This is a genomic window from Pseudoalteromonas sp. N1230-9 (assembly GCF_032716425.1).
Lineage (GTDB): Bacteria > Pseudomonadota > Gammaproteobacteria > Enterobacterales > Alteromonadaceae > Pseudoalteromonas.
The window spans coordinates 1655029-1679629 of record NZ_CP090419.1 but is presented as its reverse complement, the minus strand read 5'-3'; the positions used below and the strand labels follow the sequence as shown (position 1 = coordinate 1679629).

General features: G+C 40.3%; 20 protein-coding genes and 2 tRNA genes. 7 read left to right on the top strand and 15 right to left on the bottom strand.

The annotated features are described in order from the left end of the window. Positions 1-115 precede the first annotated feature (115 nt). The 15 genes from LY624_RS07885 to LY624_RS07815 all read right to left on the bottom strand — a co-directional run bounded on the left by LY624_RS07885 (position 116) and on the right by LY624_RS07815 (position 21241). Positions 116-4954, bottom strand: coding sequence for an NAD-glutamate dehydrogenase (locus LY624_RS07885; protein ID WP_341804258.1), 4839 nt, complete (start codon positions 4952-4954; stop codon positions 116-118). A 212-nt stretch (positions 4955-5166) separates the two neighbouring features. Further along, positions 5167-7491, bottom strand: a complete 2325-nt coding sequence (locus LY624_RS07880; protein WP_130149785.1) for an efflux RND transporter permease subunit — start codon at positions 7489-7491, stop codon at positions 5167-5169. Continuing rightward, complete coding sequence (locus LY624_RS07875) at positions 7491-8498, bottom strand: WD40/YVTN/BNR-like repeat-containing protein (protein ID WP_341804257.1); 1008 nt, start codon at positions 8496-8498, stop codon at positions 7491-7493. The genes LY624_RS07880 and LY624_RS07875 overlap by 1 nt, the downstream gene beginning before the upstream one ends. A gap of 120 nt (positions 8499-8618) precedes the next feature. After that, on the bottom strand, positions 8619-9983 hold the full coding sequence (locus LY624_RS07870) for a DUF1329 domain-containing protein (protein WP_193988957.1): 1365 nt from the start codon (positions 9981-9983) through the stop codon (positions 8619-8621). A gap of 12 nt (positions 9984-9995) precedes the next feature. Continuing rightward, a complete protein-coding gene (locus LY624_RS07865; protein WP_341804256.1) occupies positions 9996-12080 on the bottom strand; it encodes a DUF1302 domain-containing protein in 2085 nt (694 codons plus the stop codon). A gap of 310 nt (positions 12081-12390) precedes the next feature. Next, positions 12391-12612 carry a DUF2835 domain-containing protein gene (locus LY624_RS07860; protein ID WP_062568984.1) on the bottom strand — a complete coding sequence of 74 codons (222 nt, stop codon included), beginning with the start codon at positions 12610-12612 and terminating at the stop codon, positions 12391-12393. Continuing rightward, on the bottom strand, positions 12612-15206 hold the full coding sequence (gene pepN, locus LY624_RS07855; RefSeq protein ID WP_341804255.1) for an aminopeptidase N: 2595 nt from the start codon (positions 15204-15206) through the stop codon (positions 12612-12614). Before pepN ends, LY624_RS07860 begins: the two co-directional genes overlap by 1 nt. A gap of 42 nt (positions 15207-15248) precedes the next feature. Beyond that, the gene (nhaC, locus tag LY624_RS07850) at positions 15249-16727 is read right to left on the bottom strand and encodes a Na+/H+ antiporter NhaC (RefSeq protein WP_341804254.1); all 1479 of its coding nucleotides are present in this window, start codon (positions 16725-16727) and stop codon (positions 15249-15251) included. Positions 16728-16896: 169 nt separating this feature from the next. Beyond that, positions 16897-18921, bottom strand: a complete 2025-nt coding sequence (gene prc / locus LY624_RS07845) for a carboxy terminal-processing peptidase (RefSeq protein WP_237118633.1) — start codon at positions 18919-18921, stop codon at positions 16897-16899. 26 nt (positions 18922-18947) lie between these two features. Then, a complete protein-coding gene (gene proQ, locus LY624_RS07840; protein ID WP_130149779.1) occupies positions 18948-19598 on the bottom strand; it encodes an RNA chaperone ProQ in 651 nt (216 codons plus the stop codon). A gap of 14 nt (positions 19599-19612) precedes the next feature. After that, on the bottom strand, positions 19613-19891 hold the full coding sequence (locus LY624_RS07835; protein ID WP_130149778.1) for a hypothetical protein: 279 nt from the start codon (positions 19889-19891) through the stop codon (positions 19613-19615). After that, positions 19891-20349, bottom strand: coding sequence for a GAF domain-containing protein (locus tag LY624_RS07830; RefSeq protein ID WP_130149777.1), 459 nt, complete (start codon positions 20347-20349; stop codon positions 19891-19893). The genes LY624_RS07835 and LY624_RS07830 overlap by 1 nt, the downstream gene beginning before the upstream one ends. Before the next feature lie 125 nt (positions 20350-20474). After that, positions 20475-20870, bottom strand: coding sequence for a hypothetical protein (locus tag LY624_RS07825; protein ID WP_237118636.1), 396 nt, complete (start codon positions 20868-20870; stop codon positions 20475-20477). Positions 20871-21015: 145 nt separating this feature from the next. After that, a tRNA-Ser gene (locus tag LY624_RS07820) sits at positions 21016-21106 on the bottom strand. A 44-nt stretch (positions 21107-21150) separates the two neighbouring features. Continuing rightward, positions 21151-21241 (bottom strand) — tRNA-Ser (locus LY624_RS07815). 259 nt (positions 21242-21500) lie between these two features. On the opposite strand from LY624_RS07815, the gene LY624_RS07810 reads away from it, so the two are divergent. The 7 genes from LY624_RS07810 to LY624_RS07780 are packed head-to-tail and all read left to right on the top strand — an operon-like array spanning position 21501 to position 24597. Continuing rightward, positions 21501-22166 (top strand): Bax inhibitor-1/YccA family protein, encoded by a 666-nt coding sequence (locus tag LY624_RS07810; protein ID WP_130149775.1) that lies wholly within the window; start codon positions 21501-21503, stop codon positions 22164-22166. Positions 22167-22223: 57 nt separating this feature from the next. Then, positions 22224-22577 carry a sulfurtransferase complex subunit TusD gene (gene tusD, locus LY624_RS07805; protein WP_341804253.1) on the top strand — a complete coding sequence of 118 codons (354 nt, stop codon included), beginning with the start codon at positions 22224-22226 and terminating at the stop codon, positions 22575-22577. Continuing rightward, the gene (tusC, locus tag LY624_RS07800) at positions 22574-22930 is read left to right on the top strand and encodes a sulfurtransferase complex subunit TusC (protein ID WP_237118637.1); all 357 of its coding nucleotides are present in this window, start codon (positions 22574-22576) and stop codon (positions 22928-22930) included. Before tusD ends, tusC begins: the two co-directional genes overlap by 4 nt. Continuing rightward, positions 22927-23193, top strand: a complete 267-nt coding sequence (locus LY624_RS07795) for a DsrH/TusB family sulfur relay protein (RefSeq protein ID WP_341804252.1) — start codon at positions 22927-22929, stop codon at positions 23191-23193. Before tusC ends, LY624_RS07795 begins: the two co-directional genes overlap by 4 nt. Positions 23194-23196: 3 nt before the next feature. Continuing rightward, positions 23197-23526, top strand: coding sequence for a sulfurtransferase TusE (gene tusE, locus LY624_RS07790; protein WP_062568972.1), 330 nt, complete (start codon positions 23197-23199; stop codon positions 23524-23526). Beyond that, positions 23526-24173: an rRNA large subunit pseudouridine synthase E gene (locus LY624_RS07785; protein WP_341804251.1), complete on the top strand. Its 648-nt coding sequence runs from the start codon at positions 23526-23528 to the stop codon at positions 24171-24173. The genes tusE and LY624_RS07785 overlap by 1 nt, the downstream gene beginning before the upstream one ends. After that, on the top strand, positions 24166-24597 hold the full coding sequence (locus LY624_RS07780) for an NUDIX hydrolase (protein WP_341804250.1): 432 nt from the start codon (positions 24166-24168) through the stop codon (positions 24595-24597). Before LY624_RS07785 ends, LY624_RS07780 begins: the two co-directional genes overlap by 8 nt. Positions 24598-24601: the final 4 nt, after the last annotated feature.

Here is a 24601-nt window from a genome sequence, read left to right as displayed (position 1 = left end):
GCTTGTTGTTCCTTAGGTAAAAATAAACAAGGTAGCCGCTTAAAACGGACCATTGCAAATTAAGGGCAAAAAAATACCCCAGCGAGCTGGGGTATGTATTTTAACGACTTTTCATTTATTTGGAAGTGTCACAGTTGTGGCTTAACAACATTAGTTCACGAAGTGCTACTGAGAACTTCGCAAAATCGTGACTTTGCGATGTTTTAAACTCAGATAACATTTGTTTCCAACGTTGTAATAGTAGATCTTGGTTGTCCATCCACTCATCGATTTGTGCATCAATATCTTTGCTGTCTGCTGCAAAGCTATTAAGTACTACAGCTGATAATGTACGTTGTTGCCAATCAAGCTCTTCACGGTATGACGCACGGGCAAGTGCTTGCCAATGGTTCGCAACCGGTTGATTAGTAATTTGGTCCAAGAACCAATGTAAGCCCATACGTGCACCAAGCTTGAAGTAGGTATTAGATACCATATCAATATCGCGATTTGAGTTATTGGCAATTTCTGCTAAATCCATAACAGAGAATAAGCTAGAAAGTGACACAACACGAGTTGCAAGCGCTTTTGGAACACCGCTTTCAATTAATTTATCAGCAGCTTTAACTAGGCGCTCACTTTCTTTATCAACCATGTAGTTGTTTAAGTTATCACTTAAATCAGCAAATGTTGGTGCAAAGAATTCAATTGCTTGCTCAATGGTTTGTGCTTTGTTGCGATGACGTAAGAACCAACGTGTTGCACGACGAACCGTACGGCGAAGCTGATAAAGCATTTCTGTTTGTACAGCTGCAGGGATCTTATTATCTAACGCAACAATTGATGACCACGTTTCTGGCATTTGGAACACTTCTTTCGCAATTGAGTAACAAAGTGCGATTTCAGCTTCGTTTGCACCTGTTTCTTCGTGCATACGAACCATGAAGTTAAGGCCCATATCATTAACGATATTATTAGCAAGTTTCGTTGCGATAATTTCTTTACGAAGTGGGTGGTTATCCATCGCATCGTTGAACTTCTCACGAAGTGGTACTGGGAATGAGTTAACCAACAGCTGACGGTAATATGGGTTTTCAGTAATTTCATCAACAACAAGCGACTCTTTAAGAACCATCTTCGCATAAGAAACAAGTACAGATAACTCTGGTCGAGTTAAATCTTTACCCGCCGCTGCGCGCTCTGCAAGCTCTTCATCTGTTGGAATAAACTCGATTGCACGGTTTAGTTTACCCTCTTTTTCAAGAGCGTGAATAAAGCGTACTTTCTCTTTAAGCGTTGATGCGCCTTTAGATTGTGTAATCGACAAAGTATGTGTTTGACGGTAACAATCTTTCAATACCAATTGCGATACTTCATCAGTCATCGAATAAAGCAGCTCATCACGTTGTTTACGTGTTAAGTCACCTTCAGCCACTAAGCCGTTTAGTAAGATCTTAATATTTACTTCGTTATCTGAACACGCAACACCACCTACGTTATCGATGAAGTCCGTATTTACGCGACCACCTTTGGCAGCAAACTCAATACGACCTAATTGAGTTGCACCTAAGTTACCACCCTCACCTAAGATCTTCGCACCAAGCTCTGCGCCATTGATACGTAATGCATCATTTGCGCGGTCACCCACATCTGCATCCGTTTCTTTAGAGTTCTTGATGTAAGTACCGATACCACCATTCCACAGTAAATCAAACTCCATCATTAACGCTGCTTTGATTAACTCGTTAGGTGTCATGCTCGCTTTTTTAGTGCCAAGCATTTTCTTCATTTCTGGGCTTAAGCTAATTGATTTAGCCGCACGAGAGAATACGCCACCACCTTGCGAAATTAGCTCTTTATTGTAATCTTCCCATGAAGAACGCGGTAAGTTAAATAAACGCTCACGCTCAGGGTAAGATGTTGCTGCATCTGGATTCGGATCAACGAAGATGTGCATGTGGTTGAATGCCACTTGTAAGCGAATATGCTTAGAAAGCAACATGCCGTTACCAAATACGTCACCCGCCATGTCACCGATAGCAACAACTGTGAAGTCAGTAGTTTGACAGTCAATATCCATCTCACGGAAGTGACGTTTAACAGATTCCCACGCACCTTTAGCTGTGATCCCCATTTTCTTATGGTCATAACCTACTGAACCACCTGATGCGAATGCATCACCTAGCCAGAAGTTATACTCATTTGCGATACCGTTTGCGATATCAGAGAAGGTTGCAGTCCCTTTATCGGCAGCAACAACTAAATATGGGTCATCTTCATCGTGACGAACAACATCAACTGGTGGAACAATCTCACCGCGTTCGATGTTATCTGTGATATCTAATAAACCACGGATGAAAATTTTGTAACACTCTTGGCCTTCTTTGAAGAACGCTTCACGGTCAGTCGGTAGTTGTTTACATACGAAACCACCTTTTGAACCCACTGGTACAATAACGGTATTTTTAACTTGTTGTGCTTTAACAAGGCCCAGTACCTCAGTACGGAAGTCTTCACGACGGTCAGACCAACGTAAGCCACCACGTGCGACTTTACCACCACGTAAATGCACACCCTCAACGCGCGGCGAGTATACGAAAATCTCGAACGCAGGAAGTGGTAATGGCATTTCTGGGATCATTGAAGGCTGAACTTTGAACGATACATATGACTTAAATTGGCCATCAGCTTCTTTTTGGAAGAAGTTCGTTCTTAAAGTTGCATTGATCATATCAACGTATAAACGGATGATGCGGTCATCATCAAGGTTCGCTACGTTTTCAAGCTCTAGGTAAACTTGGCTTACAAGCTTCTCAAGCGCCTTTTCACTTCCTGGGTTCTTAACTGAGAACTTTTTAGTGAATAAGTTTACGATTTGCGATGCGATATGTGGATAATTTGCAAATGTGCTTTCAATATAAGTTTGCGAGAAAGTCACACCAATTTGACGCATGTATTTAGCATAAGCGCGCAGAATAGATGCTTCACGACCTGTTAAACCGCCCATTAATACTAAACGATTAAAACCATCGTTCTCTAAGCGGTTATTCCACACATTTGTTAGTGCAGCACGGAAACGCGCAGACACTTTATCAAAGTCAGCAATACCTTTGTTGTCAATTAGCATGGTGAAATCCATGATCCAATTAACATTACCATCTGTCGTTTTAACTGAGTAAGGCGTTTCACCCACTACACGTAAACCAAAGTTTTCAAGCATTGGCATAACGTCAGATAAGTGGATTGGCTCATCTTTATGGAATAAGCTTAAACGAACAACATTTGTATTCGCTTCTTCTTGTGGACGGTAGAACAACATTTCTAATTTGTTTTCGTCGTTAAGAAGTTCAAGCTTTTCAATATCAACAACCGCAGCGCTTGGCAGAACTTGATCTTTATACGAGCTGGCAAAAGCTTGTGCATATTTACGGTTAAGCTCTTTACCGCGGGCTTCACCTGCACTTTCAAGTAACGCAGATTGTAGTCTATCTTCCCAAGTACGGGCAGCTTCAATTAGGTTGTTTTCGATGTCTTTCACGTTATATTCAATATTATTGTCAGTCACACGCACCGTGTAATGTGTACGGGCTAATGTTGACTCAGAGAAGAAAGTAGTAAATTCGACTTTATCGTCAGAATTAAATGCGTTTGCTAAAATACGTTGTGTTTCACGACGTAGTGCGGTGTTATAACGCTCACGTGGCACATACACCATACATGAGAAGAAACGACCATAGGCATCTTTACGAACAAAAATACGACACATATCGCGTTCTTGTACTTGTAAAACACCCATAGCTACTTCGAGTAGCTCTGTTTCACGTGCTTGAACAAGTTCATCACGTGGGTAGGTCTCTAAAATATTTAATACCGCTTTGTAGGCATGGGTGCCTTTTGCAAAGTCACACATTTCCATGATGCGATTGATTTTGCTTTTCAGAACAGGCACATCGGTTGCGCTGTTGTTATAAAAGCTAGATGAGAATAAACCAAGGAAACGGTCTTCACCAATCACATTGCCTTGATCATCAAAACGTTTTATACCTACATAATCAATGTATGCTGGACGATGAACACGAGAAACAGAGTTTGTTTTAGTCAAAATAAGTAAATTACTGCTGCGTGCTTCTTGGCGAGCAACTTCAGGTAATTCAGATAAAAGGCGACTGTGCTCTTCATCAGTGTTTTTCATTAGGCCAAGGCTTGTGCCTTTTTTACCTTTTAACTGATAGTCACCTTGAACAGGAGAAAGCTCATATTCACGGTAGCCCATTAGTGTAAAGTTATCTTTTGCTAACCAGTCTAGAAACTCAACCGTTTCAGCAACTTCGTCTTTGTTATTATTATGGTGACGGTTTGGTAAGTCCTTAGTTACAGCAACTAGCTTTTCGCGAATTGGCTGCCAATCTTCAACAGCAATAGATACATCAACGAGGACAGACTCAAGCTCTTTTTTGAAAGACTCGATTACTTTAGCATCAGTTTGGCGGTCTATTTCAATGAAGAAAACCGTTTTAGTCGAGGTTGATTCTTGCTCAGCTTTTAAACTAGAAATACCCGTGATTTTTTCATTCTTATCACGTTGAATTTTAAGCGGAGAGTGAAGTAGCAGGTGAGAAGCGATATTTTCGCGAGTCATCGCCATACGCACAGAATCAACTAAGAAAGGCATATCTTTAGCGATAATTTCGACAATTGTGTGCGATGACTGCCAGCCATCTTTTGCAACTTCAGGATTGAAGACACGGACAACCGCGTCATCAGAATTATTTTTTTCTAGCGAGTTCCATAGGCTTAGTGCAGCGCCATATAAGTCACTATCGTTGCGATGTGCCAAATCCTCTTTAGACATATTGCTGTACAAGGCTTTGGCGAATTTCTCAACGAGTAACACATTATCAGCGTGAACTTTTTTCTGGATCAGCTTACAGACATTATCTAAGATAACCGAGGCTTGCCCTTCATTTCGTGTCATTGTATGTTCCTTAATCTATACTACTTATTGATTAGTAGAATATTTGTACAGCCATTTATTAGCGTGGAGTCAGGTAAATTCTAACTCTTTTACAGCTAATAAACAGCCTTTTCGATGAAATCATTTTAAGCTTTTCAGCTATTTGGTCATCTATTCACAAAATATAGATATAAATGGCCATTACTGGCCATATTGGAGCACAATTATTCACATTATTTTTTCTGGTCAGTCCAGAGGAAACTACCTATTGCAGGTAAAAGTAATACGGCACCCAACATATTCACTAAGAACATAAAGGTCAGTAGGATCCCCATATCAACTTGGAACTTCAAATCAGAGAAAATCCATGTACTCACACCAATGGCTAAGGTGATACCTGTGAATAACACCGCACTGCCTCGCTCTACTAACGCATTACGATAAGCAACCTCAAGTGCAACACCTTGTTTTAGCTGCCCCATCATTGATGAAAGAATATAAATGCCGTAGTCAACACCAATACCTACACCTAAAGCAATAACTGGCAATGTTGACACTGTTAAACCAATTTCAAGCTGTACCATCAACGCTTGTGCTAGGGTCGATACGATATACAAAGGTAGTACCACAGCAACAGTGGCTTTCACACTTCTAAAGCTAATTAAGCATAGCAAGATGACGGCACCGTAAACGTAAAGCATCATGGGAAGCTGTGCCGCTGAAACTGATTCATTGGTAGCTGCCATCACACCCACAGGGCCTGAAGCAAGCTTGAACTTCAATTTATCGGTTTCCTCTTTAGCCGCAAACTCTTTTACTTTAGCAACCACATGATCAATAGTTTCGGCTTTGTGATCTTCTAAGAAGAAAATCACAGGCATAACAGAGCAGTTACCATCAAGTAAGCCTGAGCTTGTTTCAACTCTTGCTGTAGATTGTACTAAGCTTGCTGTATTACGCGGTAAGCTTTGCCACTTTAAATTACCTTCATTAAAGCCAGCATTCACTGACTGCGCGACTGAACTTAAACTAACTGCTGATTGCACACCTGGCACATTTTCCATTTGCCATTGGAAACGGCTGATACGTTCCATCACATCATGTTCTGTACACGCAGCAGGATATGCTTCAACAATGACTTTTAAAATATCGGATGAAATGGTGTATTTATCTGAAATCAAGAAAGTATCTTGGTTATATCGTGCATCTTGATGAAGCGATGGCGCACCAGCGTGTAAGTCGCCAATACGCATTTTATCTGCTTGCCAGTAACCAAAAGCAAACAGTATCACTGTAAGTCCGATAATTAGCCGTGCCGTTTTAGGGTCTGTTGCTTTAACCAGTATCTCGCGTAAATTATCAAGAACATTTGGCTTATCTGAGTGTGTACCAGATTGGATACGCACTGAGCCTTCAAACTGCATGTATGATGCCCAGACAGGAAGCAAAATTAAGTTCGTGAAAATAATCACCGCCACCCCTAAGCTCGCCGTGATCGCAAGTTCACGAATAATACCGATATCAATAGTGAGTAACGTTAAGAAACCAACTGTATCTGATAACAGTGCAATACCACCTGGAATTAATAAAGCCCTAAAACTTGCTTGGCAACAAACTCGCGTGCTGCTGCCACCGCATACTTTCTTGCCAATATCGTTAATCATTTGCACACCATGGCTCACACCAATTGCAAATACTAAAAATGGCACCAGAATAGACATAGGATCTAAACCAAAACCAAGCGATGACAGTAAGCCAAGCTGCCAAACCACCGCAATAATAGAGCAAGCGATCGGTAAAATAGTGAGTTTTAAGCTATGGCAGAATAGCCAAACCATTACAAACGTAAAGGCTATTGCAATTGCGAAGAATAACAGTACGCCTTTGGCACCCTCTGCGACATCTCCCGCCATTTTCGCAAAACCAATAATATGGATACTGACTTTATCCGTGCTCAGTGGTTCACGTACTTGAGTTTCTAGCTTTTCTGCAAACGCTAAAGTATCGAGCTTTTCTTGTGTTTGTGGATCAGTTTCCAATAACTGAGCTGTTACCATGGCGCATGAATAGTCGCTGGCAATCATACGGCCAACGACTTTGGCTTTTTCAATGTTCTCTTTTACAACGGCAAGTCCACGTTTATCCGCGGTAAAGTTTGCCGGTATGATTGGCCCCCCGGCAAAACCATCTTCAACGACTTCGACGAAACGGGCACTGGGGGCAAAAATTGAATTTACTAACGGACGATTTACACCAGGAATAAAGTAAAGCTGGTCATGAACAGCTTTAAGCTGGGTGAAAAATTCTTCATTAAAAATATCACCATCTGCATCACAGACAGAAATCAAAATGCTGTTAGCTCCACCAAACTGTTTTTCATGCTTGGTGTAGACCTTCATGTAGTCATGATTAAGTGGAATATTTTTATTAAATGACGCATCTAATTGAATCTGCGTTGCTTTAAAAAGTAAAAAACAAGTAATTAATGCAAAAGAGATAATCGCAAATAAACGGTGACGGAATACCGCCTTTTCTAAAAAATCTAAAAAACCACGCATTACGGATTCAACTCCTTCACTTTAATACCATCTTCTGAAGCCATAATGAGTTTATTTTTAAATACAACACCATCAAGTAAAGACTTGCCATCATCCATTTGTTCTTCAGTTAGTTCATCATTTTTAATATGAAAAATGACACCGCTATTGGCAAACAGCAGCCATTCGTTATTGTAGTTAATTGCACTGTTTACTGTTGCGAAATTGTCTGTGTGGATTTGTTGCCATTGTTCACTGCCTGCTTGACGAGTAAAAATATTCCCTCTTAAACCTGCAACTAAGTCTTCTCCTTGAGATTGTTCTGCAGTTGACGCAAACGTAAAGAAAGACCCCATATATATTTCTTCTAGACGTTGCCACGTGCCACCGTTATCAAAACTTTCAGCCATCAACCCCATTTCACCAACCAATATTAAACGGTCATTGGTTTTCACAATACGGTTAAAATGTGGAAGAATCGAAGCTGTCTCATACTCATACCCTTCTGGGTCACTCTTTTTTAGTTCATTAAGGTATGCACGGTCTTCTTCAAAAAGTAAGCTATCTAAAAATCGTTTTTGCCATTTCTGGCCACCATCCTGCGTTTCAAAAAACATGCCGTATGCACCCACAGCATAGCCATGCTTTTCTGAGGTGAAAAGTATATCTAAGCAAGGCTTATCCATATCTGGAAGTGCTTGCTGAAGCTGCCATGTTTTGCCCGCATCCGTAGTATTAATAATAGTGGCATCATGACCACATGCCCACCCTAGGTTCTTATTATAGAAATCGACTGCGGTGAGTAAAACTTGCGTTGGAACACTGGCTTGCTGCCATGATTGTGCATCGCTACTGGTGATTACGACGCCGTGTTTTCCAACAGCCACTAATTGATCATCAATTAATTCAATATCTGTGAGGAGTGTTTTGTCTGCATTAACAGCACTAATAGCATGTTCTAGTTGGGGCATGTCCTGAGAAAAACATGAAGCACTATAAGCAAGACAAGCATAAAGCAAATACTTCATAAGGGTAAATCGCCTTCGAAAAGATAAATGAGTAAGCCATAAGTCACGTGTTAAACCAATTGTGCCTAATTGACTAATATGAATTGCAAAGGCACCTGATAAAACAGGTGCCTATTTGGATTAACGGCCTTCGCGGCGAAGTGCGCTTGACGTAAACTCGTTATCGTTAAATGATTGTGAGAAGTCATACATCTTCTCTTGGTTATCTAAACCAATTGCCAAATAACGACGTGAATTAAGATCATGGTAAACTTCTAAGGTACTCCAGTGAGTTGGTACTTCATAGTAGTTTAGGCCATGGGCCATCGCCACACGATACATTTGGTCACGATTATCATATATATCTGCTACGTGAACTTGCCAGCTGTCTTCATCAATATAGAACACACGTTTTTTATAAATGTGACGAGTGCCCTCTTTTAAGTTAGCTTCAACAACCCAAACACGGTGCTTCTCATAACGAACGTATTCAGGGTTGATATGACCTGCTTGCAAGATATCATCGTATTCAAGCTTATCGCTGTGCAGTTTGTAGCTGTTATATGGAATATAAAGCTCCTGCTTACCTTTTAACGTCCAGTTATAACGGTTTGGTGAACCATTAAACATATCGAAGTCATCGGTAGTACGTAAACTATCTGCTGCAGTACCTGGTGCATCATATGCCACATTTGGCGCACGACGAACACGACGCTGACCAGAGTTATAAGTCCACGCTTGACGAGGTGTTAAAATTTGGTCCATGGTTTCATGGACAAGTAATGCAGTACCAGCAAGACGTGCAGGTTCTGTTACTTTTTGCTTAAACTTGAATAGAATGTTTGATTCTTGAAGTTTTTCAGGTGTCGCTTTTGGATCTGAATACTCAACTAATAGTTGCTCATCAAAGCCAACATAATTATATGAGCCTGATGCTGTTGGTGCAGCTTGTCCACCAAAACGTTCAATAGATAAACCTCTAAAACGTAATAGATGATTCCAGATAGCCTCTAAGCCGTCCTTAGGAATAGGAAACGGTACACCAACCGCCGTGTTTTTAATACCATTACCACCTTCAACCAACTCAGCTGTCGTTGCATATTTTTTAGTTGCATCATAAACAAACTGAGGATAAGAAGCGCTACGGCGAGTTTGATAAATATTCATTTTGAACGTATCAGGGTATGTTTTGAATAGTTCAATTTGACCAGGGCTTAGGTATTCTTTGTATTTATCTACGTTTGACTTATCAATGGTAAATAAAACTTTATCTTCAGCGTATGGGTCTGGGTGGTGCATTCCCGCTTTATAACTAGCAGGAGGTGTTGTAATTCCCCCTGTCCAAGCTGGAATAGAACCATCTTTATTCGCCGCTTTCTCTGCACCGATTGGTGTTAAATCATTACCTAAACGTGCTGCTTCATCAGCGGTAATTTTTGCAAGTACACTTGAGCTTGCGAAAACACTGCAAAAAGCTGCAGCAATGAGGGTAGGTTTTCTAATAATCATAATTTACCCTTAAATTGAATATTTGATATTGAAAGAAACATAATCGCGGTCAGAGAATGTATTCGTCGCGCCACCACCCCAGAATGAGTTGTAGCTAAAGTCGAACGACCACGCATTTTGATAGTTGAAGTTCATAGTTACACCGAGTGATTTACGGTCTTCAACAAATAAGAACATTGGGTCTGGTGTAATACCATTCACGTCATGTGAAAATACAAAACGAGGGGAAAAGTTCACACCGTTAAAGATATTGAAATAATCACCCTTTGCGATTAAACGGTAGCCCCACGCTGATGCAGTTGGGAAAGGGTTTGTCTCTGGGCCATTAGAAAGACCTAAGTGCAATGTAGAATAATCGTCAGCCAATGGACCTTGGATAACGCCACTACGCCCTGTACCTGCCACGTTTAAACGAAGCTCATCATATTCCGGCATATTATTAATTCGTACACCACCAATTTCACCGACCACAGCCCAGCTATCAGCACCTAAAGATGGACCAAATAAATGAGTCGCCGTGAATTGCAATTGCGCAGTATTACGTAAAATAAAGCCTTGTGCTAATTCACCAGGACCGACAACGCTTGTTGCATCACCTGGGCTCATTTGTGAGATACCAGCAAAATCAGGGCGGATACCTGCAACAGCTAATTGCTCAGGCATACCAGCATAAAGTAACTCTACGTCATCAATTTGCAAAGGCTCATCTTGACGGAAGGCAAACTCACCCGCAAATGCGGTTTCGCCTAACGAAGTATTAAAGCTTAAACCGTAAAGCTTAATATCTTCAGGGTATTCTAATTGGCCCTTAGTAAACGCTTGTAAGCCAGTTACATTGTCTTCAGTAATTTCAGTGCTAAGTAACATACCAATATCAGACGCGATTGCTGCGCTTGTAAAATTAGAAACTTGACCTGATATTACCGGACGACGGCTATGATAGTTGATGTGATATAACGCAACTTCAGTATCATTTAGCTCAGGTAAAAACATACCTAAACGTAAACCATATTGACCACCATCATCAGGCTCACTCTTACCTGCGTTGCCCTTACCTTTTAACGCCACTTTAGTTGGGTAAGCTAAGTACAGCTGTGCCATCATCGCTTGGCCTTGCGCTGATGTAGGATCGACTCCTTGCGAGCGCACAATGTCATCTAAACTATTTAAGCTTTCTGTTAAAAATGCTAAATCAATGTCAGGGTTTGAGGTAAAACCAAGTTGGATATTTTGTTGGTAACCATTCTCTGATGCAAAATCATTGGTTGAGAAGTAAGTACCCGCAGCAGGAAGACGTGTCTCGTGCCACTCGTACTGATAAAACCCTTCCAAAGTAAGGTTATCGGTAATACCGAGCGATGCCCAAAGCATGCCCACAGGGATAAACGCTTCTTTAAGCTCAGCACCAGGTGCTTTAAGGCGATCAATATCAACTGGGTTGACATTAATACCATGAGAGATCAGTGTACTTTCACCCCAGTTTACGACTTGTTGACCTAAACGGATAGATAGCGGGTTACGCCCTTCATTTAAATCGAAGTTAGCCCAAACGTAGGCATCTAAAAGTCGCAGGTCCGCACACACTTGTTCTTTAGTATCGTCATCATCACATGGATCGACTTTTTGCCCTGAAGTTGGATTGTTATAAGCGAAGTCGCCATCCATCAAAGCAAAATCATAGAAATACATGAAGCGTGTGAAGAAGCCATAGTTATCTTTGCTAATTGATAACTCGTGGTTGCCTTTTAATAGCTTTGAAAACGAATCGCCACTATCGAAGTTTAAGTTACCAGCATCACCGTTATTTGAATATGCACCTGGCTGGTTCCAAACATCCGCAGACGAGTAGATAGGATTTAAAGCTGAGTGATAGCCGGTCCAATCGAATGACGGATTATTACTTTTACCTATATGCTGAAAGTCGCGGTCTTCAACACGAATGCTCTGTCCATAAGAAAAACTAGAGTCAAAACGGACGTCAAAATCCCCTAACTCAAAAGTTGCCGCGTGCAAAGCAGTGCTTGAAAGCCCAAGGGTTGCTGCCGCAAGCCCCAGTGCTATTTTGTTTTTAACAAAAAGCGAGCGTTTTATCATTGTGTTCATCCCCCTGTAACGGGTTGTTTTGTGATCAAATTGTTGTTTTTAGTATCTTTCTAACGATAGAAGCGAAATAGTAAAAATACAATATAGAACGCGTTCAATCGGTTAATATTTATTTAATTATGTGACGTTTACGCATTGGTAAGACGTCATACCAGATAATTTATACACGTAAATTAACAATAGAACAAACCGAATTAACAAAAATATAATAAATTTAGTTAATTGGGGACAGCAAAGTACGGTTAATTTTAGAACAAAATACCGTACTTTGAAGAAGAGTTATAAATTAGATTTCATGCTTTTAGCTGACTTTCTCAAGTTTAAGGAATCTGTTTTGCTCAGTGAGTATCAGCCTAAAGCGCCCTCTTATTCCTATCGAAGAAATAAAAGGACGCAAATGTTCAGCATCGAAACGAACTGTTTTACCACCATCTTCCGTCACTTGGACTGATTTATATTTACCATGATAATAATCTAAACATTTAGAGTAACTCAGGTAGAGCGAAAAATAGTATTCGTTCATTAACTAGCAAGTGCCTTCTCTACTTTTTCATATAAGTCGTCACTTAAACCATCCAATGACGCTAGCCGAGTAAGTTGTGCCTTCATCGCCGCTGAACGATTGTCGTCATAGCGACGCCATGACATGAAAGGTGTCAACATTCTTGACGCATTCTGTGGGTTTATTTCATTAAGCTTAACCAATAGATCACCCAATAACTGATAGCCCTTGCCATCTGCACGATGAAATTGCGTAATATTAAAATGACTAAAACTACCCACTAATGCTCGAACACGGTTAGGGTTGCCAAAATCAAAACTTGGGTGCTCATATAAACCTTTAATTTCATCGATACAGGTATCAGTATCATTCATCGCCTGTAAGGCAAACCACTTATCCATTACCAGTACATCATGACGCCACTTGGCATCAAATTCACTCAATAAACGCTCGCCAAGAGAATGATTTGCTTTCACCACAGCACCCAGTGACGCGAGCACATTTGTCATATTCGCGCTATTTGCAGCTTCAATGATTAGCTCATTGATAGCTGGATCAGGTGTTTTAGCTAAGTAATGCAAACAAACTTGTTTTAATGCTCGCACCGCAACAGCGTCAGCAGACGTTGACCCATCATCTTCGAGTGATTGATAACAATTCGTTAAGGACTCTGAAAGACTCGATGCAATTTGTTTTTCAAACGCATTTAATACATCAATAATATTATCAACAGGAATGACTTTGTATTCAGCAGCCAGGGTATCGTAGCTTGGTAACTTAAGTAATTCAGCAATCAATGCTAAATCACCTTCACGCTTAGTAATAAGCGTATCGAATGTATTAATAACCGACGGCGATAACTCGTTATTACCCGACGAAATCGCTGTTTTAATTTCATTGGTCAAAAGACGTTGTTGCGCATCCCAGCGAGAGAAGTCACTACGAGCAAAACGCATTATATGCAGCAAATCCTCAGCCGAACTAGATTGATTGACAATACAAGGGGCCGAGAAGTCTTCCAATAGAACAGCAACAGGTCGCTCAGCGAGTCCTTCAAAAACAAATTGTTGCTTCTGTTTAGTCACATTCAATACTGAATCATGGGCTTGATCATTAACTACCAGTGGTAATGACTCCCCCGCCGGATTCAATAATTCAATAGCAAATGGAATATGCAACAGATCATTCTCAGGTTGATTGTCTGGTGCGAATTGCTCAATTGTTAAAGTAAACGTTTGTTTTTCGCTATTGTACTGTTGCTCAACATTCAGTTTTGGAGTGCCAGCTTGACTATACCAACGTTTAAATTGGCTTAAATCAATGCCTGACGCATCATTCATAGCAGCGACAAAGTCATCACAGGTCACAGCTTGTCCATCATGACGTTCGAAATAGAGTGACATGCCTTGCTGGAACTTCTCTTCGCCCAATAAAGTGTGCATCATACGAATAACTTCAGCGCCTTTGTCATAGACTGTAACAGTGTAGAAATTATTCATTTCAATCACTTTTTCAGGACGAATTGGGTGCGCCATAGGCCCAGCATCTTCGCTAAACTGGTGAGTACGCATAACCTTAACCGCGTCAATTCGGTTAAGTGCTCGTGAGCCTAAATCACTACTAAATTCTTGGTCACGAAAGACCGTTAAGCCTTCTTTTAATGATAGCTGGAACCAATCTCGACACGTTACACGGTTACCGGTCCAGTTATGAAAATACTCATGGCCAACGATAGACTCAATGGTATGGTAATCTTTATCTGTGGCCGTCTCTTGGTTGGCAAGTACGCATTTGCTATTAAAGATATTTAGCCCTTTATTTTCCATCGCCCCCATATTAAAAAAGTCGACAGCAACAATCATGTATATATCTAGGTCATACTCAAGATTAAAACGCTCTTCATCCCACTGCATTGACTTTTTAAGTGAAGACATTGCATGCGGAGTTTTAGCTAAATTTCCTTTATCGACAAATAATGCCAGCTCTACGTTACGACCAGACTTAGTTGTGTACTGGTCACGCAAAACATCAAAATCCCCTGCTACTAAAGCGAACAAGTAACTTGGTTTTTTGAATGGGTCTTGCCATTTTACAAAATGACGACCGTCATCCAATGTGCCAGCGTCAATTTGATTACCATTTGATAATAAATGAGTGTATTTCTGGTCCGCGATAATGGTGACATCAAAGCTGGCTAAAATATCAGGGCGATCCATGTAATACGTAATTTTTCTAAAACCTTGCGCTTCACATTGCGTGCAATACGCACCGCCAGATAAATACAACCCTTCAAGTGATGTATTTGTTTGTGGATCAATATGATTTTCTATTTTAAGTGTAAAGCTGTCAGGTAAATGATGGATAATCAGCTTTTCATCTTCAAGTGTATAATCATCGTATTGTTCATTATTTACAGATAATGAAATAAGCACTAAATCCACACCATCTAATATTAGGTCGGCCTCGGTATTATCCGTACGACTCATCGTCATTGTCGATTGCACTGTGGTTTTTAATGGTGCTAATTCGAAGCGTAAATCGATATGGTGAATTGAAAATTGTGGGGATTGGTAATCTTTTAGATATTGAGCTTGAGGTTTATTCGTTACAGACATAAAAGGCTCCAAATGGCCCCACTTCTGTAGGGCCTTACGTTATTATTCAACAGTGCTTGGTTTCGCATGTTTTGGGGTAATGCGTAAAATCTTAATTCCCAAATAAGCATAAATAACCGCTAGGAACGGATTAATTAAATTAAAGAAAGCATACAGTGCATAATCAAATGGATTGATTAATAAAACACTTTGCATATACGCACCACAAGTATTCCAGGGGATCAATGGACTAGTTATCGTTCCGCCATCTTCTAAGGTGCGTGATAAGTTAACCGGCTTTAAACCACGTTTTTCATATTCTTCTTTAAACATGCGGCCAGGCACGACAATGGCAATATATTGATCAGCTGCTACCGCATTTGTACCGATACACGTAGCAATCGTTGCGGTAATAAGCGAGCCGGTACTCTTCGCTATTTTTAAGATGCTCTTTACGAACATATCAAGTAAGCCCGTTTTTTCCATAATGGCACCAAACATAAGCGCAGTCATAATTAACCATGTAGTCGTTAACATGCCAGCCATACCACCACCACTGAGCAATGAATCCATTTTTTCATCACCAGTATCGATACTAAACCCATCGAAAAAAGTGGTCCATACTAGTTTAAAATAGCCAATAATTTCACCTTGTGATGCATCAATTTGGCTGCTAATTAAATCTGATTGAAATAGCATTGCCCAAATAGCACCAAGCACAGCACCGATTGATATAGCAGGAAAAGCTGGCATTTTACGAATAGCTAAAAATAGCAGCACAGCTAAGGGCACTAGCATTTCAAAACCAATGTTGAAGTTTTGTTCCAGTAAATTGACAATTTCTTCAATACGCCCTGCCTCAGTTGAGCCACCGGCATTAAAGCCCATAAAGATAAAAATAATTAAAGCGATGATAAAGCTTGGTACCGTTGTCCAAAGCATATGGTGAATATGGTCAAATAAATCGGCACCGGCTACTGCAGGTGCTAAGTTTGTGGTTTCTGAAAGAGGGCTTAACTTATCACCAAAGTATGCACCAGAAATAACAGCACCAGCAGTAACAACTTGCTCAAGACCAAGACCAGTTGCAACACCTAATAACGCCACACCAATAGTTGCAGCTGTGGTCCATGAACTACCAATACTCATAGCTACAATGCCACAGATTAAACAACTGGCAGCATAAAACCAACTTGGATTAATGATTTGAAGGCCATAGTAAATAAGGGTGGGTACAGTACCGGATAATAACCAAGTACCAATTAAAGCACCAACCATAAGCAAGATAATAATTGCACCAAGGGATAAAGTGATCCCTTCAATCATGGCTTGTTCAAGTTTTTTCCATGTATAGCCATTTTTTAAACCAATTAAAGCCGCTGTAAAAGTAGCGAACAATAATGCAATTTGGTTAGGACCTGATGACGAATTATCACCAAACAAATAAACAGCAGCGCCTAAAAGGCACACAAGCACAGTAATTGGGATCAAAGCATCTAAAAAACTAGCCTGCTTGATCGGCTTTTCTTCAATAGAATTCAAAAGATAGTCTCCTACACGTCTTATGTGGCGTGTTTAATTATTATTGTAAGCTTGACGCAAAACTTCAGTGGCTTTTTTGACAGCCAGATTGTCCAATTATAACAAGCTGACCTGTTTTAGGTAGCAAAAAAGGCGCCTAAGCGCCTTTTTATTAATCATAAGTAAGTATTTATTTTTTCGCGATACGGCCGTACTTGATGTAATCTTGCGTGATTAATGCCGCTTCTTCCAAAAATGGGTCAAGATCATCTAAGGTGTCAGGTAAATCGTCTAAGTTCTCTACCGGCTTTTCACCTAGGCGAACTAAGCGTTCATTGGCACGCTCAAGTGCTCGTTCTTCACCTTCATCTTTCTCTTTAATACGAGCGGCTTCAACCAGTGAAATTGTTTTACGATCTTTCTCTTGTTGATAACGCTTAATGTCATCAAATACGTAACCGAACTCTGGCTCGCTCGCAATACGTGTATCATGTAACTTATTCACATACGCAATTGCAGGCTCTAGGTTATCAACAGAGTTGTATTTAGCACGAATGATACTATCCCACGGTAACGCGTTGTCTTGTTGGCTTTCGCCCCAATCCGCTGGATCGATTGCCGATGGGAACGATACATCTGGTATCACACCTTTATGCTGAGTACTACCACCATTAATACGATAGAATTTAGCAATTGTGTACTGTACGCTACCTAATGGGTGATCATATAAGTCATAAGCACGACCAAGTGGTTTATGCTGTTGTACTGTACCTTTACCAAAGGTTTGCTCACCAATGACAATTGCACGACCATAGTCTTGCATTGCAGCTGCGAATATTTCAGATGCTGAAGCACTGTATCGATCAACCAAAACGGTTAATGGACCATCATAAAAAGTGACACCATCGCGGTCTTTTTGCTCTTCAATTCGATTATTTAAAGTGTGGATTTGTACCACGGGTCCTTGATCAATAAATAAACCTGACAACTGAGTTGCTTCGTATAAAGAACCACCACCGTTTTGACGCAAATCGATAATAATACCATCAACCTTAGCTTCTTTTAACTTAGCTATTTCAACTTTAACGTCTTGCGACAAGTTATTGTAGAAACCTGGTATTTCAATCACACCAATTTTACTGGTTAAGTCTGAATATTTAGCTTCAAATACTTCTGATTTAGCTGCGCGGTCTTCAAGGCGAATTTTATCACGCGTAATCTCAACGACTTTAGGTGTACCATGGGCGTCTGCACCTTTTAAATATTGCAAACGAACTTTAGTGCCTTTAGGACCTTTGATTAAGTCAACCACGTCATCAAGACGCCAACCAATCACATCAACAAACTCTTCGCCATCTTGAGCTACACCAATAATTCGGTCATCGGCTTTGATTTGTTCTGATTTATCCGCAGGGCCACCTGGCACTAAACTACGAATAACCGTGTAATCTTCATCATAGCTAAGAACGGCACCTATACCTTCAAGTTCAAGGTCCATATCCATCTTAAACTGTTCAGCACGACGTGGCGATAAGTAAGAAGTATGTGCTTCGATGCTACGTGCAAATGAATTCATCACAATTTGGAAAGCATCTTCACTGTTTGTTTGCACTAAACGTTTTTGCGCATTGTGGTAGCGCTTGGTAAGAACGTCTTTAATTCCTTGCCAATCTTTACCCGTCATTTTTAAACGTAACGCATCATATTTAACGCGTTGACGCCAAAGTTCATCAAGCTCAGCTTGGCTTGTAGCCCAATTAGCTTCTTCACGGTCAAACACGTACTCATCTTCTTTATCAAACTTCATTTCCTTTTCTAGGAGCGATAAAGAATAGTCGTAACGTTCAAAGCGACGTTTTAGGCTCAGGTTAAAAATATCAAATGCAAAACCAAGTTTGCCTGTCGACAATGCATTGTCAAACTGATCTTTATATTGCTCAAAAGAAGCAATGTCTGAGGCTAAAAAAACACTCTTATTGTAGTCAAGAGACTCAATATAACGTTCGAAAACTTTTTCAGATAAGCTATCGTTAAAACGTATTGGTTTATAGTGTGCACGAGTAAATAAGTTTGTCACCCGTTTGCTTGCTGTACTATGCTGGCTTTCTTGCTTTAGTACTGGCAAATCATCTTCAGTTAAATTATCTGCAGCGGCCAATAATGAGCCTGAAAACAGGGCAGCGACTAACGGAATGAGCGTAAACTTTTTACTCATACACAACTCCTTTCTTTTTACAGCTATTAAATGATATACAGGCTGTCTGCTTTGGTCTTAACTTGCATCCCTGTTACTAACTCAACATGAACTTCATCTTTGTTCACTTCTGTTATAACAGCATTTACAAGGGCTTGGCCAAGTTTAACTTTCACTTTGCTATTAACCTTGACCTCAGAGGCAGGTAAAGGTTCAACTTTTCCTGAACGTTTAGCAGGTGCAGCTTTTGCAGGCTTATTACCTACTCTAGCGCCTTTATCACCAGATTTGGCATTTTGAGCACCGTTCTTTTTGTAAGATTTTGTGTCTGAATCTCTACGTGGACGTTGCTGCTTTTTACGCTTAGCCATTTTGGCGCGGCTTTCTTCAAGTGCTTTTTGGGCGTGCTCAATGTGTTCTTGTTCCACTTTTTCATCTTGATTACCATCAAGATCGATGCGGAACTCAGATTTAGTCACTGCCTCTAAATAGCGCCAATTTGAGGTATACTTTCTAAGTGCTTGACGAACCTGAGTTTTACTTACTTTCTCAGAACCTTCAATGCGCTCAGCGATATCTTTAAAGATACCGACTTTAAGCGGCTGAATGCCGTCTTTTTGTTTAAAACATTGCGGAAATTCTTGATATAAGAAATCCAGTACTTCATTAATATCTTTTAGCTTGTTTGTGGTTTCCATGTTAGAACCTTTTATTACATCTTTTCATCAAGTGATGAATCGACATAGTGTGTTACCCAGTCGGTCAACTCTTCGAATTCGGCCTCTAAAAGTGCAAGCTCCCCTCGAAGGTGTTCCCAAATACCATTTATAATTTCATCAATCGACTCACAGTCAAGGTCGTCAGGGAGACGATCCCAAGCCATGTGAATCAACTCATTGAGCCTTTCGGCTACAACTTCTTCTTCACCTTCCCAATCACCAACATCTTGAATGGAAAAAAGGTAATCTTGCACGTTTAGTAGATCTTTCATTACAGGTTTGCCTCAAAGCATTTTACAAGTGCTTCTAGACCTGTGCGGTCGTCAACATCGAAACGTCCGATACTTGGACTATCAATATCAAGTACGGCAAAAACTTTACCATCTTTAAAAATGGGTACCACAATTTCAGAGTTAGATGCAGCGTCACAGGCTATATGACCGGCAAATGCATGAACATCTTCCACTAATTGTGTTTCTTGTGTCTTAGCAGCCGTGCCACATACTCCTTTACCTACAGGAATACGGATACAGGCCGGATTGCCTTGAAACGGACCAAGTACTAGCTCATCTGGCGAATCCATTAAATAAAAACCCGCCCAGTTAATATCCTCTAACGAGGTAAACAAAAGCGCACTAATATTTGCCATATTCGCTATAACATTTGACTCACCATTAATCAGCGATTCAGTTTGTTTAACTAATGACTGGTAAAATTTTTGCTTCGACATACCAAACTACTTCTTATTAAACATACAGTAGCTAAAGGTACTCTTTGTGGGCGACAAATGAAACCTTTTAAAGGCAAAAAAAAACATTTTGCCCTCAATTTCAGTCAGCTTGATTAAATATTCTGCTATTGATGGGGAGTTTGAACTGCCAAGCCTTGTCTCAATCCAAATAAGAATAAACCTGCAGCCAATGCAGACATAAGTGCATTCACAATAAATGCGGTACCCGCAGTTGCACTTAGCAAGTAACTAAAAATAGCGCCACCTAATAAACCCAGTGTTAAAACACCCGAGTAGTTCACTTTCGCGTACTTATACATTAATAAGTAACCAGGCACGACAAAGGCCGCCATTGTTAAGCCAACAATATGGGCATTAGAAATGGCGCTCACTAAGAGGTTAAAGAAAATACTTAAGCCATTTCCTTCTAAGGTAAACGCATAATACAGGCCTAAGACACAACCAATGATCACAGGCGATAATAAAGATAGTCCTACACTCTTTGCTATACGATGTTTCATAAATTCCCTACTTTAACAAAGATAATACGAGAAGTAATAAGCATGGACTAACTAGAGAAAATCCGAAATATCGACAATAGTCGTACTAGAGATGAGAAAGGATTAGACACAAAAAAGCCGCTGAACTAATCAGCGGCTCTAATGATGGTGGAGAGATAGGGATTTGAACCCTAGAAGGGCTACAAACCCCTGCCGGTTTTCAAGACCGGTGCATTCGACCACTCTGCCATCTCTCCGAATGCGAAATAACTACTCGCTTGCGCAAATAGCTTAGTAATAATGGTGGAGAGATAGGGATTTGAACCCTAGAGGGGCTACAAACCCCTGCCGGTTTTCAAGACCGGTGCATTCGACCACTCTGCCATCTCTCCGACGGCGTGCATAATAGATAAGCCAATGAGCTTTGTGAAGCTTTTTTTTCAAAAAACTGTTTAAGTGATTAAAAAACAATTAATTTGCTCAGCATTAGTACAGCAGCGTTTAGATTATGCGCAACATTGAACTTTTCAATTATTTATCGTGTCTATTGAACTACAAAGGTTTGCCCAAATATATAACTCTTGGTAGTCTTAGTTCTAGTTTAATAATTGGAACTAACGAACTAAATAGTTCATTTAAAGGAGCTCTACAATGGCGTTTAATCACTCGTACAATACCGCTAAACCGGTTATGTCGACCATTGAAACAAACAAAGTACTTAAAAATACTTATTTCTTACTGGCCATGACATTAGCATTCAGCGCAGTGACAGCCGGTATTTCAATGGCGATGAATTTACCTTACTTCATGGGTCTGGTATTCAGCCTTATTGCATTTGGTGTACTTTTTGTAGTCAACAAAAAAGCTGACTCAGCCTCTGGTGTCGCTTGGGTATTTGTATTTACAGGGCTTATGGGCGCAGGCCTTGGTCCTATTTTAAATTACTATGCAGCAATGCCAAACGGCCCATTACTCATTATGCAGGCTCTTGGTTCGACCGCGTTAATTTTCTTTGGTTTATCAGCCTATGCACTGACGACTAAAAAAGACTTCTCATTCATGGGTGGCTTTTTAACAGTTGGTCTAATCGTTGTTATCATTGCTAGTTTAGTAAACCTATTCATCGGTAGCTCTATTACTTTCATGGTTATCAATGCTGCTGTAGTTTTAATCATGTCTGGCTTAATCTTATTTGACACAAGCCGTATTATTAACGGTGGTGAAACTAACTACATTCGTGCAACTGTAGCCCTTTACTTGAATGTATATAACTTATTTACATCACTTCTACACCTACTTGGCGCAAGTGATGACTAAATAGATATTTATCTGATAAAATAGCCCCTTTCTAGGGGCTTTTTTATTGGATGCGTTTTGGCACAATTTGTACTATCTCTTCATACCGCACCGACTGATCATGATACAACACAGCGCTTAATTAAGTTTGCTGAAGCTTGTATTGCAGGCGGCCACACCATTTCAGCTATTTTCTTATACCAAGCAGGAATTTTCCATGCGAGCAATCATTTAGATCTTGCTAGCGATGAACTACCTATAAAACAACTTTGGCAAAAGTTATCGGCAAAAGAAGTTCCTCTATTGTTATGCGTTACAGCAGCCGAAAAACGTGGTTTGGATACACAGAATACGGGTGTTTTCACGGTTGCAGGGCTTGCTGAGTTTGCAATGCTAGCCAGTGAAGCAGATAAATGGGTGCAATTTAAATGAAAAATGTTTTAGTAATAAGTCAACATGCTCCATTTGACGACCAACACATTCGGGAATCGCTCGACATGGCACTTATCTTCGCAGCTATTGATCAGAATATCAGTTGGTTATTAAGTGCGGATGCAGTGCTAGCACTTAAAAAAAACCAACAACCTGAACTGTTAGGTATTAAAAATTATTTTAAAACGATAAAAACGCTTGAGTTATATGATGTTGAAAACATATATGTGTGCGAGAAGTCACTTGTGGATTTTAATTTAACTAAGGAAAATCTCATTATTGACGTTAAAGTTGCTAACTTTGAACAGCAGCGTGCTTTAATAGCTCAACAGCATCAAGTGGTGACTCTATGAGTACCTTACATATTTTTTCAAAACCTTTATCGCATTACTGCCTTAATACACTTGAGAATTTGATTGATAGCAACCACGCTGTACTTTTGGTTGGTGATGCTTGTTATAACATCAACCAATTTAAACAATTTTCTGCTACCCTGCACTTGTTGGAAGAAGATGCCACGGCACGCGCCATCTCACTAAACGAAAGTGATATTAACATTAGCTATGCTGAGTTTGTAGAACTCACATTATCAGCTCAAAACACGATTACTTGGTAAATCATGCTTGAATTTAATAACAAACAGATTGAAACAGACAAACAAGGCTATTTGCTCGATACAAATGATTGGAGCGAAGAGCTTGCACCTATTATTGCCGAGCAAGAAAACATTACTTTAAGTGAACAGCACTGGGAAGTTGTGCATTTTGTGCGTGATTTTTATCTTGAATACAACACCAGCCCCGCTATTCGAATGCTGGTAAAAGCAATGGCTCAAAAGCTAGGTGAAGAAAAAGGTAACAGTATGTATTTATACAAACTGTTTCCAAAAGGCCCTGCAAAGCAAGCAACTAAAATTGCAGGTTTACCTAAACCGGCTAGGTGTATTTAATGGTAAATAAACCAAAAAATAAACCGCGTCGCAGCAGTGGCCGAACATACTCAAGACCTACGCAAAAACGAGAAGTAAAAAAAGCAATTAGCCCAGAGCAACGCAAAGTGGTGCTGTTTAACAAACCATTTGATGTGCTTTGCCAATTTACTGATGACCAAAACCGTAAAACCCTAGCCGACTTTATTACTATTAAAGACGTGTATGCGGCAGGACGCCTAGACAGAGACAGCGAAGGACTCTTGCTTCTTACAAACTGCGGTAAGTTACAACACACACTAACTGAACCCAATAAAAAAACAGCTAAAACATATTGGGTGCAAGTAGAAGGTGATGTCAGTGATGAGGCTATCTTTGCCCTTAACAAAGGCGTAGAACTTAAAGATGGCATGACCAAGCCCGCTAAGGTCAGACGTATTGACGAGCCATCAATTTGGCCGCGTACACCACCCGTTCGCGAGCGGAAAAACATTCCAACCAGTTGGTTAGAAATCTCTATCACTGAAGGACGTAATCGCCAAGTTCGCCGGATGACTGCTCATGTTGGCTTTCCAACTTTGCGATTAATTCGGTACAGCATTGGTGACTATACTCTCGATGGCTTAGATAACGGCCAATTTAAAGTAGTGAACAACCCAGATGCATAAACCCAATGTCACAGTGGCCGCTATTGTCACGTGCCAAGAGAAATTTTTACTTGTTAAAGAGCGTGACAAACACACAGGTGAAATCTGTTATAACCAACCTGCCGGCCATTTGGAGGCAAATGAAACCTTAGCAGATGCTGCACATCGTGAACTTATAGAGGAAACGGGCATTAGCCTTAATCCCAGCCATCTTGTTGGCATTTATAATTTGCATGCCGCGAATGGCGTTCACTATATGCGTTTTAGCTTTGCTTTTAATAGCCCAGAGCTGTTTAAACCATCTCCCCAAGATGATGACATTCTAGGCGCAGATTGGTTTAGCCTTGAGCAAATTAAAAGCCTGCCGCTTAGAAGCCCTCTAGTTTTAAAATGCATTGAAGATCATTTAGCTGGCAAAGCCTACCCACTGAGTTTGATTTACTAATAAC

Excerpts from the sequence above, each read along its gene's own strand:
- LY624_RS07885 (WP_341804258.1), bottom strand. The coding sequence starts at position 4,954 with ATGACACGAAATGAAGGGCAAGCCTCGGTTATCTTAGATAATGTCTGT.
- LY624_RS07880 (WP_130149785.1), bottom strand. The coding sequence starts at position 7,491 with ATGCGTGGTTTTTTAGATTTTTTAGAAAAGGCGGTATTCCGTCACCGT.
- LY624_RS07875 (WP_341804257.1), bottom strand. The coding sequence starts at position 8,498 with ATGAAGTATTTGCTTTATGCTTGTCTTGCTTATAGTGCTTCATGTTTT.
- LY624_RS07865 (WP_341804256.1), bottom strand. The coding sequence starts at position 12,080 with ATGATAAAACGCTCGCTTTTTGTTAAAAACAAAATAGCACTGGGGCTT.
- LY624_RS07860 (WP_062568984.1), bottom strand. The coding sequence starts at position 12,612 with ATGAACGAATACTATTTTTCGCTCTACCTGAGTTACTCTAAATGTTTA.
- pepN (WP_341804255.1), bottom strand. The coding sequence starts at position 15,206 with ATGTCTGTAACGAATAAACCTCAAGCTCAATATCTAAAAGATTACCAA.
- prc (WP_237118633.1), bottom strand. The coding sequence starts at position 18,921 with ATGAGTAAAAAGTTTACGCTCATTCCGTTAGTCGCTGCCCTGTTTTCA.
- proQ (WP_130149779.1), bottom strand. The coding sequence starts at position 19,598 with ATGGAAACCACAAACAAGCTAAAAGATATTAATGAAGTACTGGATTTC.
- LY624_RS07835 (WP_130149778.1), bottom strand. The coding sequence starts at position 19,891 with ATGAAAGATCTACTAAACGTGCAAGATTACCTTTTTTCCATTCAAGAT.
- LY624_RS07830 (WP_130149777.1), bottom strand. The coding sequence starts at position 20,349 with ATGTCGAAGCAAAAATTTTACCAGTCATTAGTTAAACAAACTGAATCG.
- LY624_RS07825 (WP_237118636.1), bottom strand. The coding sequence starts at position 20,870 with ATGAAACATCGTATAGCAAAGAGTGTAGGACTATCTTTATTATCGCCT.
- LY624_RS07810 (WP_130149775.1), top strand. The coding sequence starts at position 21,501 with ATGGCGTTTAATCACTCGTACAATACCGCTAAACCGGTTATGTCGACC.
- tusC (WP_237118637.1), top strand. The coding sequence starts at position 22,574 with ATGAAAAATGTTTTAGTAATAAGTCAACATGCTCCATTTGACGACCAA.
- LY624_RS07795 (WP_341804252.1), top strand. The coding sequence starts at position 22,927 with ATGAGTACCTTACATATTTTTTCAAAACCTTTATCGCATTACTGCCTT.
- tusE (WP_062568972.1), top strand. The coding sequence starts at position 23,197 with ATGCTTGAATTTAATAACAAACAGATTGAAACAGACAAACAAGGCTAT.
- LY624_RS07785 (WP_341804251.1), top strand. The coding sequence starts at position 23,526 with ATGGTAAATAAACCAAAAAATAAACCGCGTCGCAGCAGTGGCCGAACA.
- LY624_RS07780 (WP_341804250.1), top strand. The coding sequence starts at position 24,166 with ATGCATAAACCCAATGTCACAGTGGCCGCTATTGTCACGTGCCAAGAG.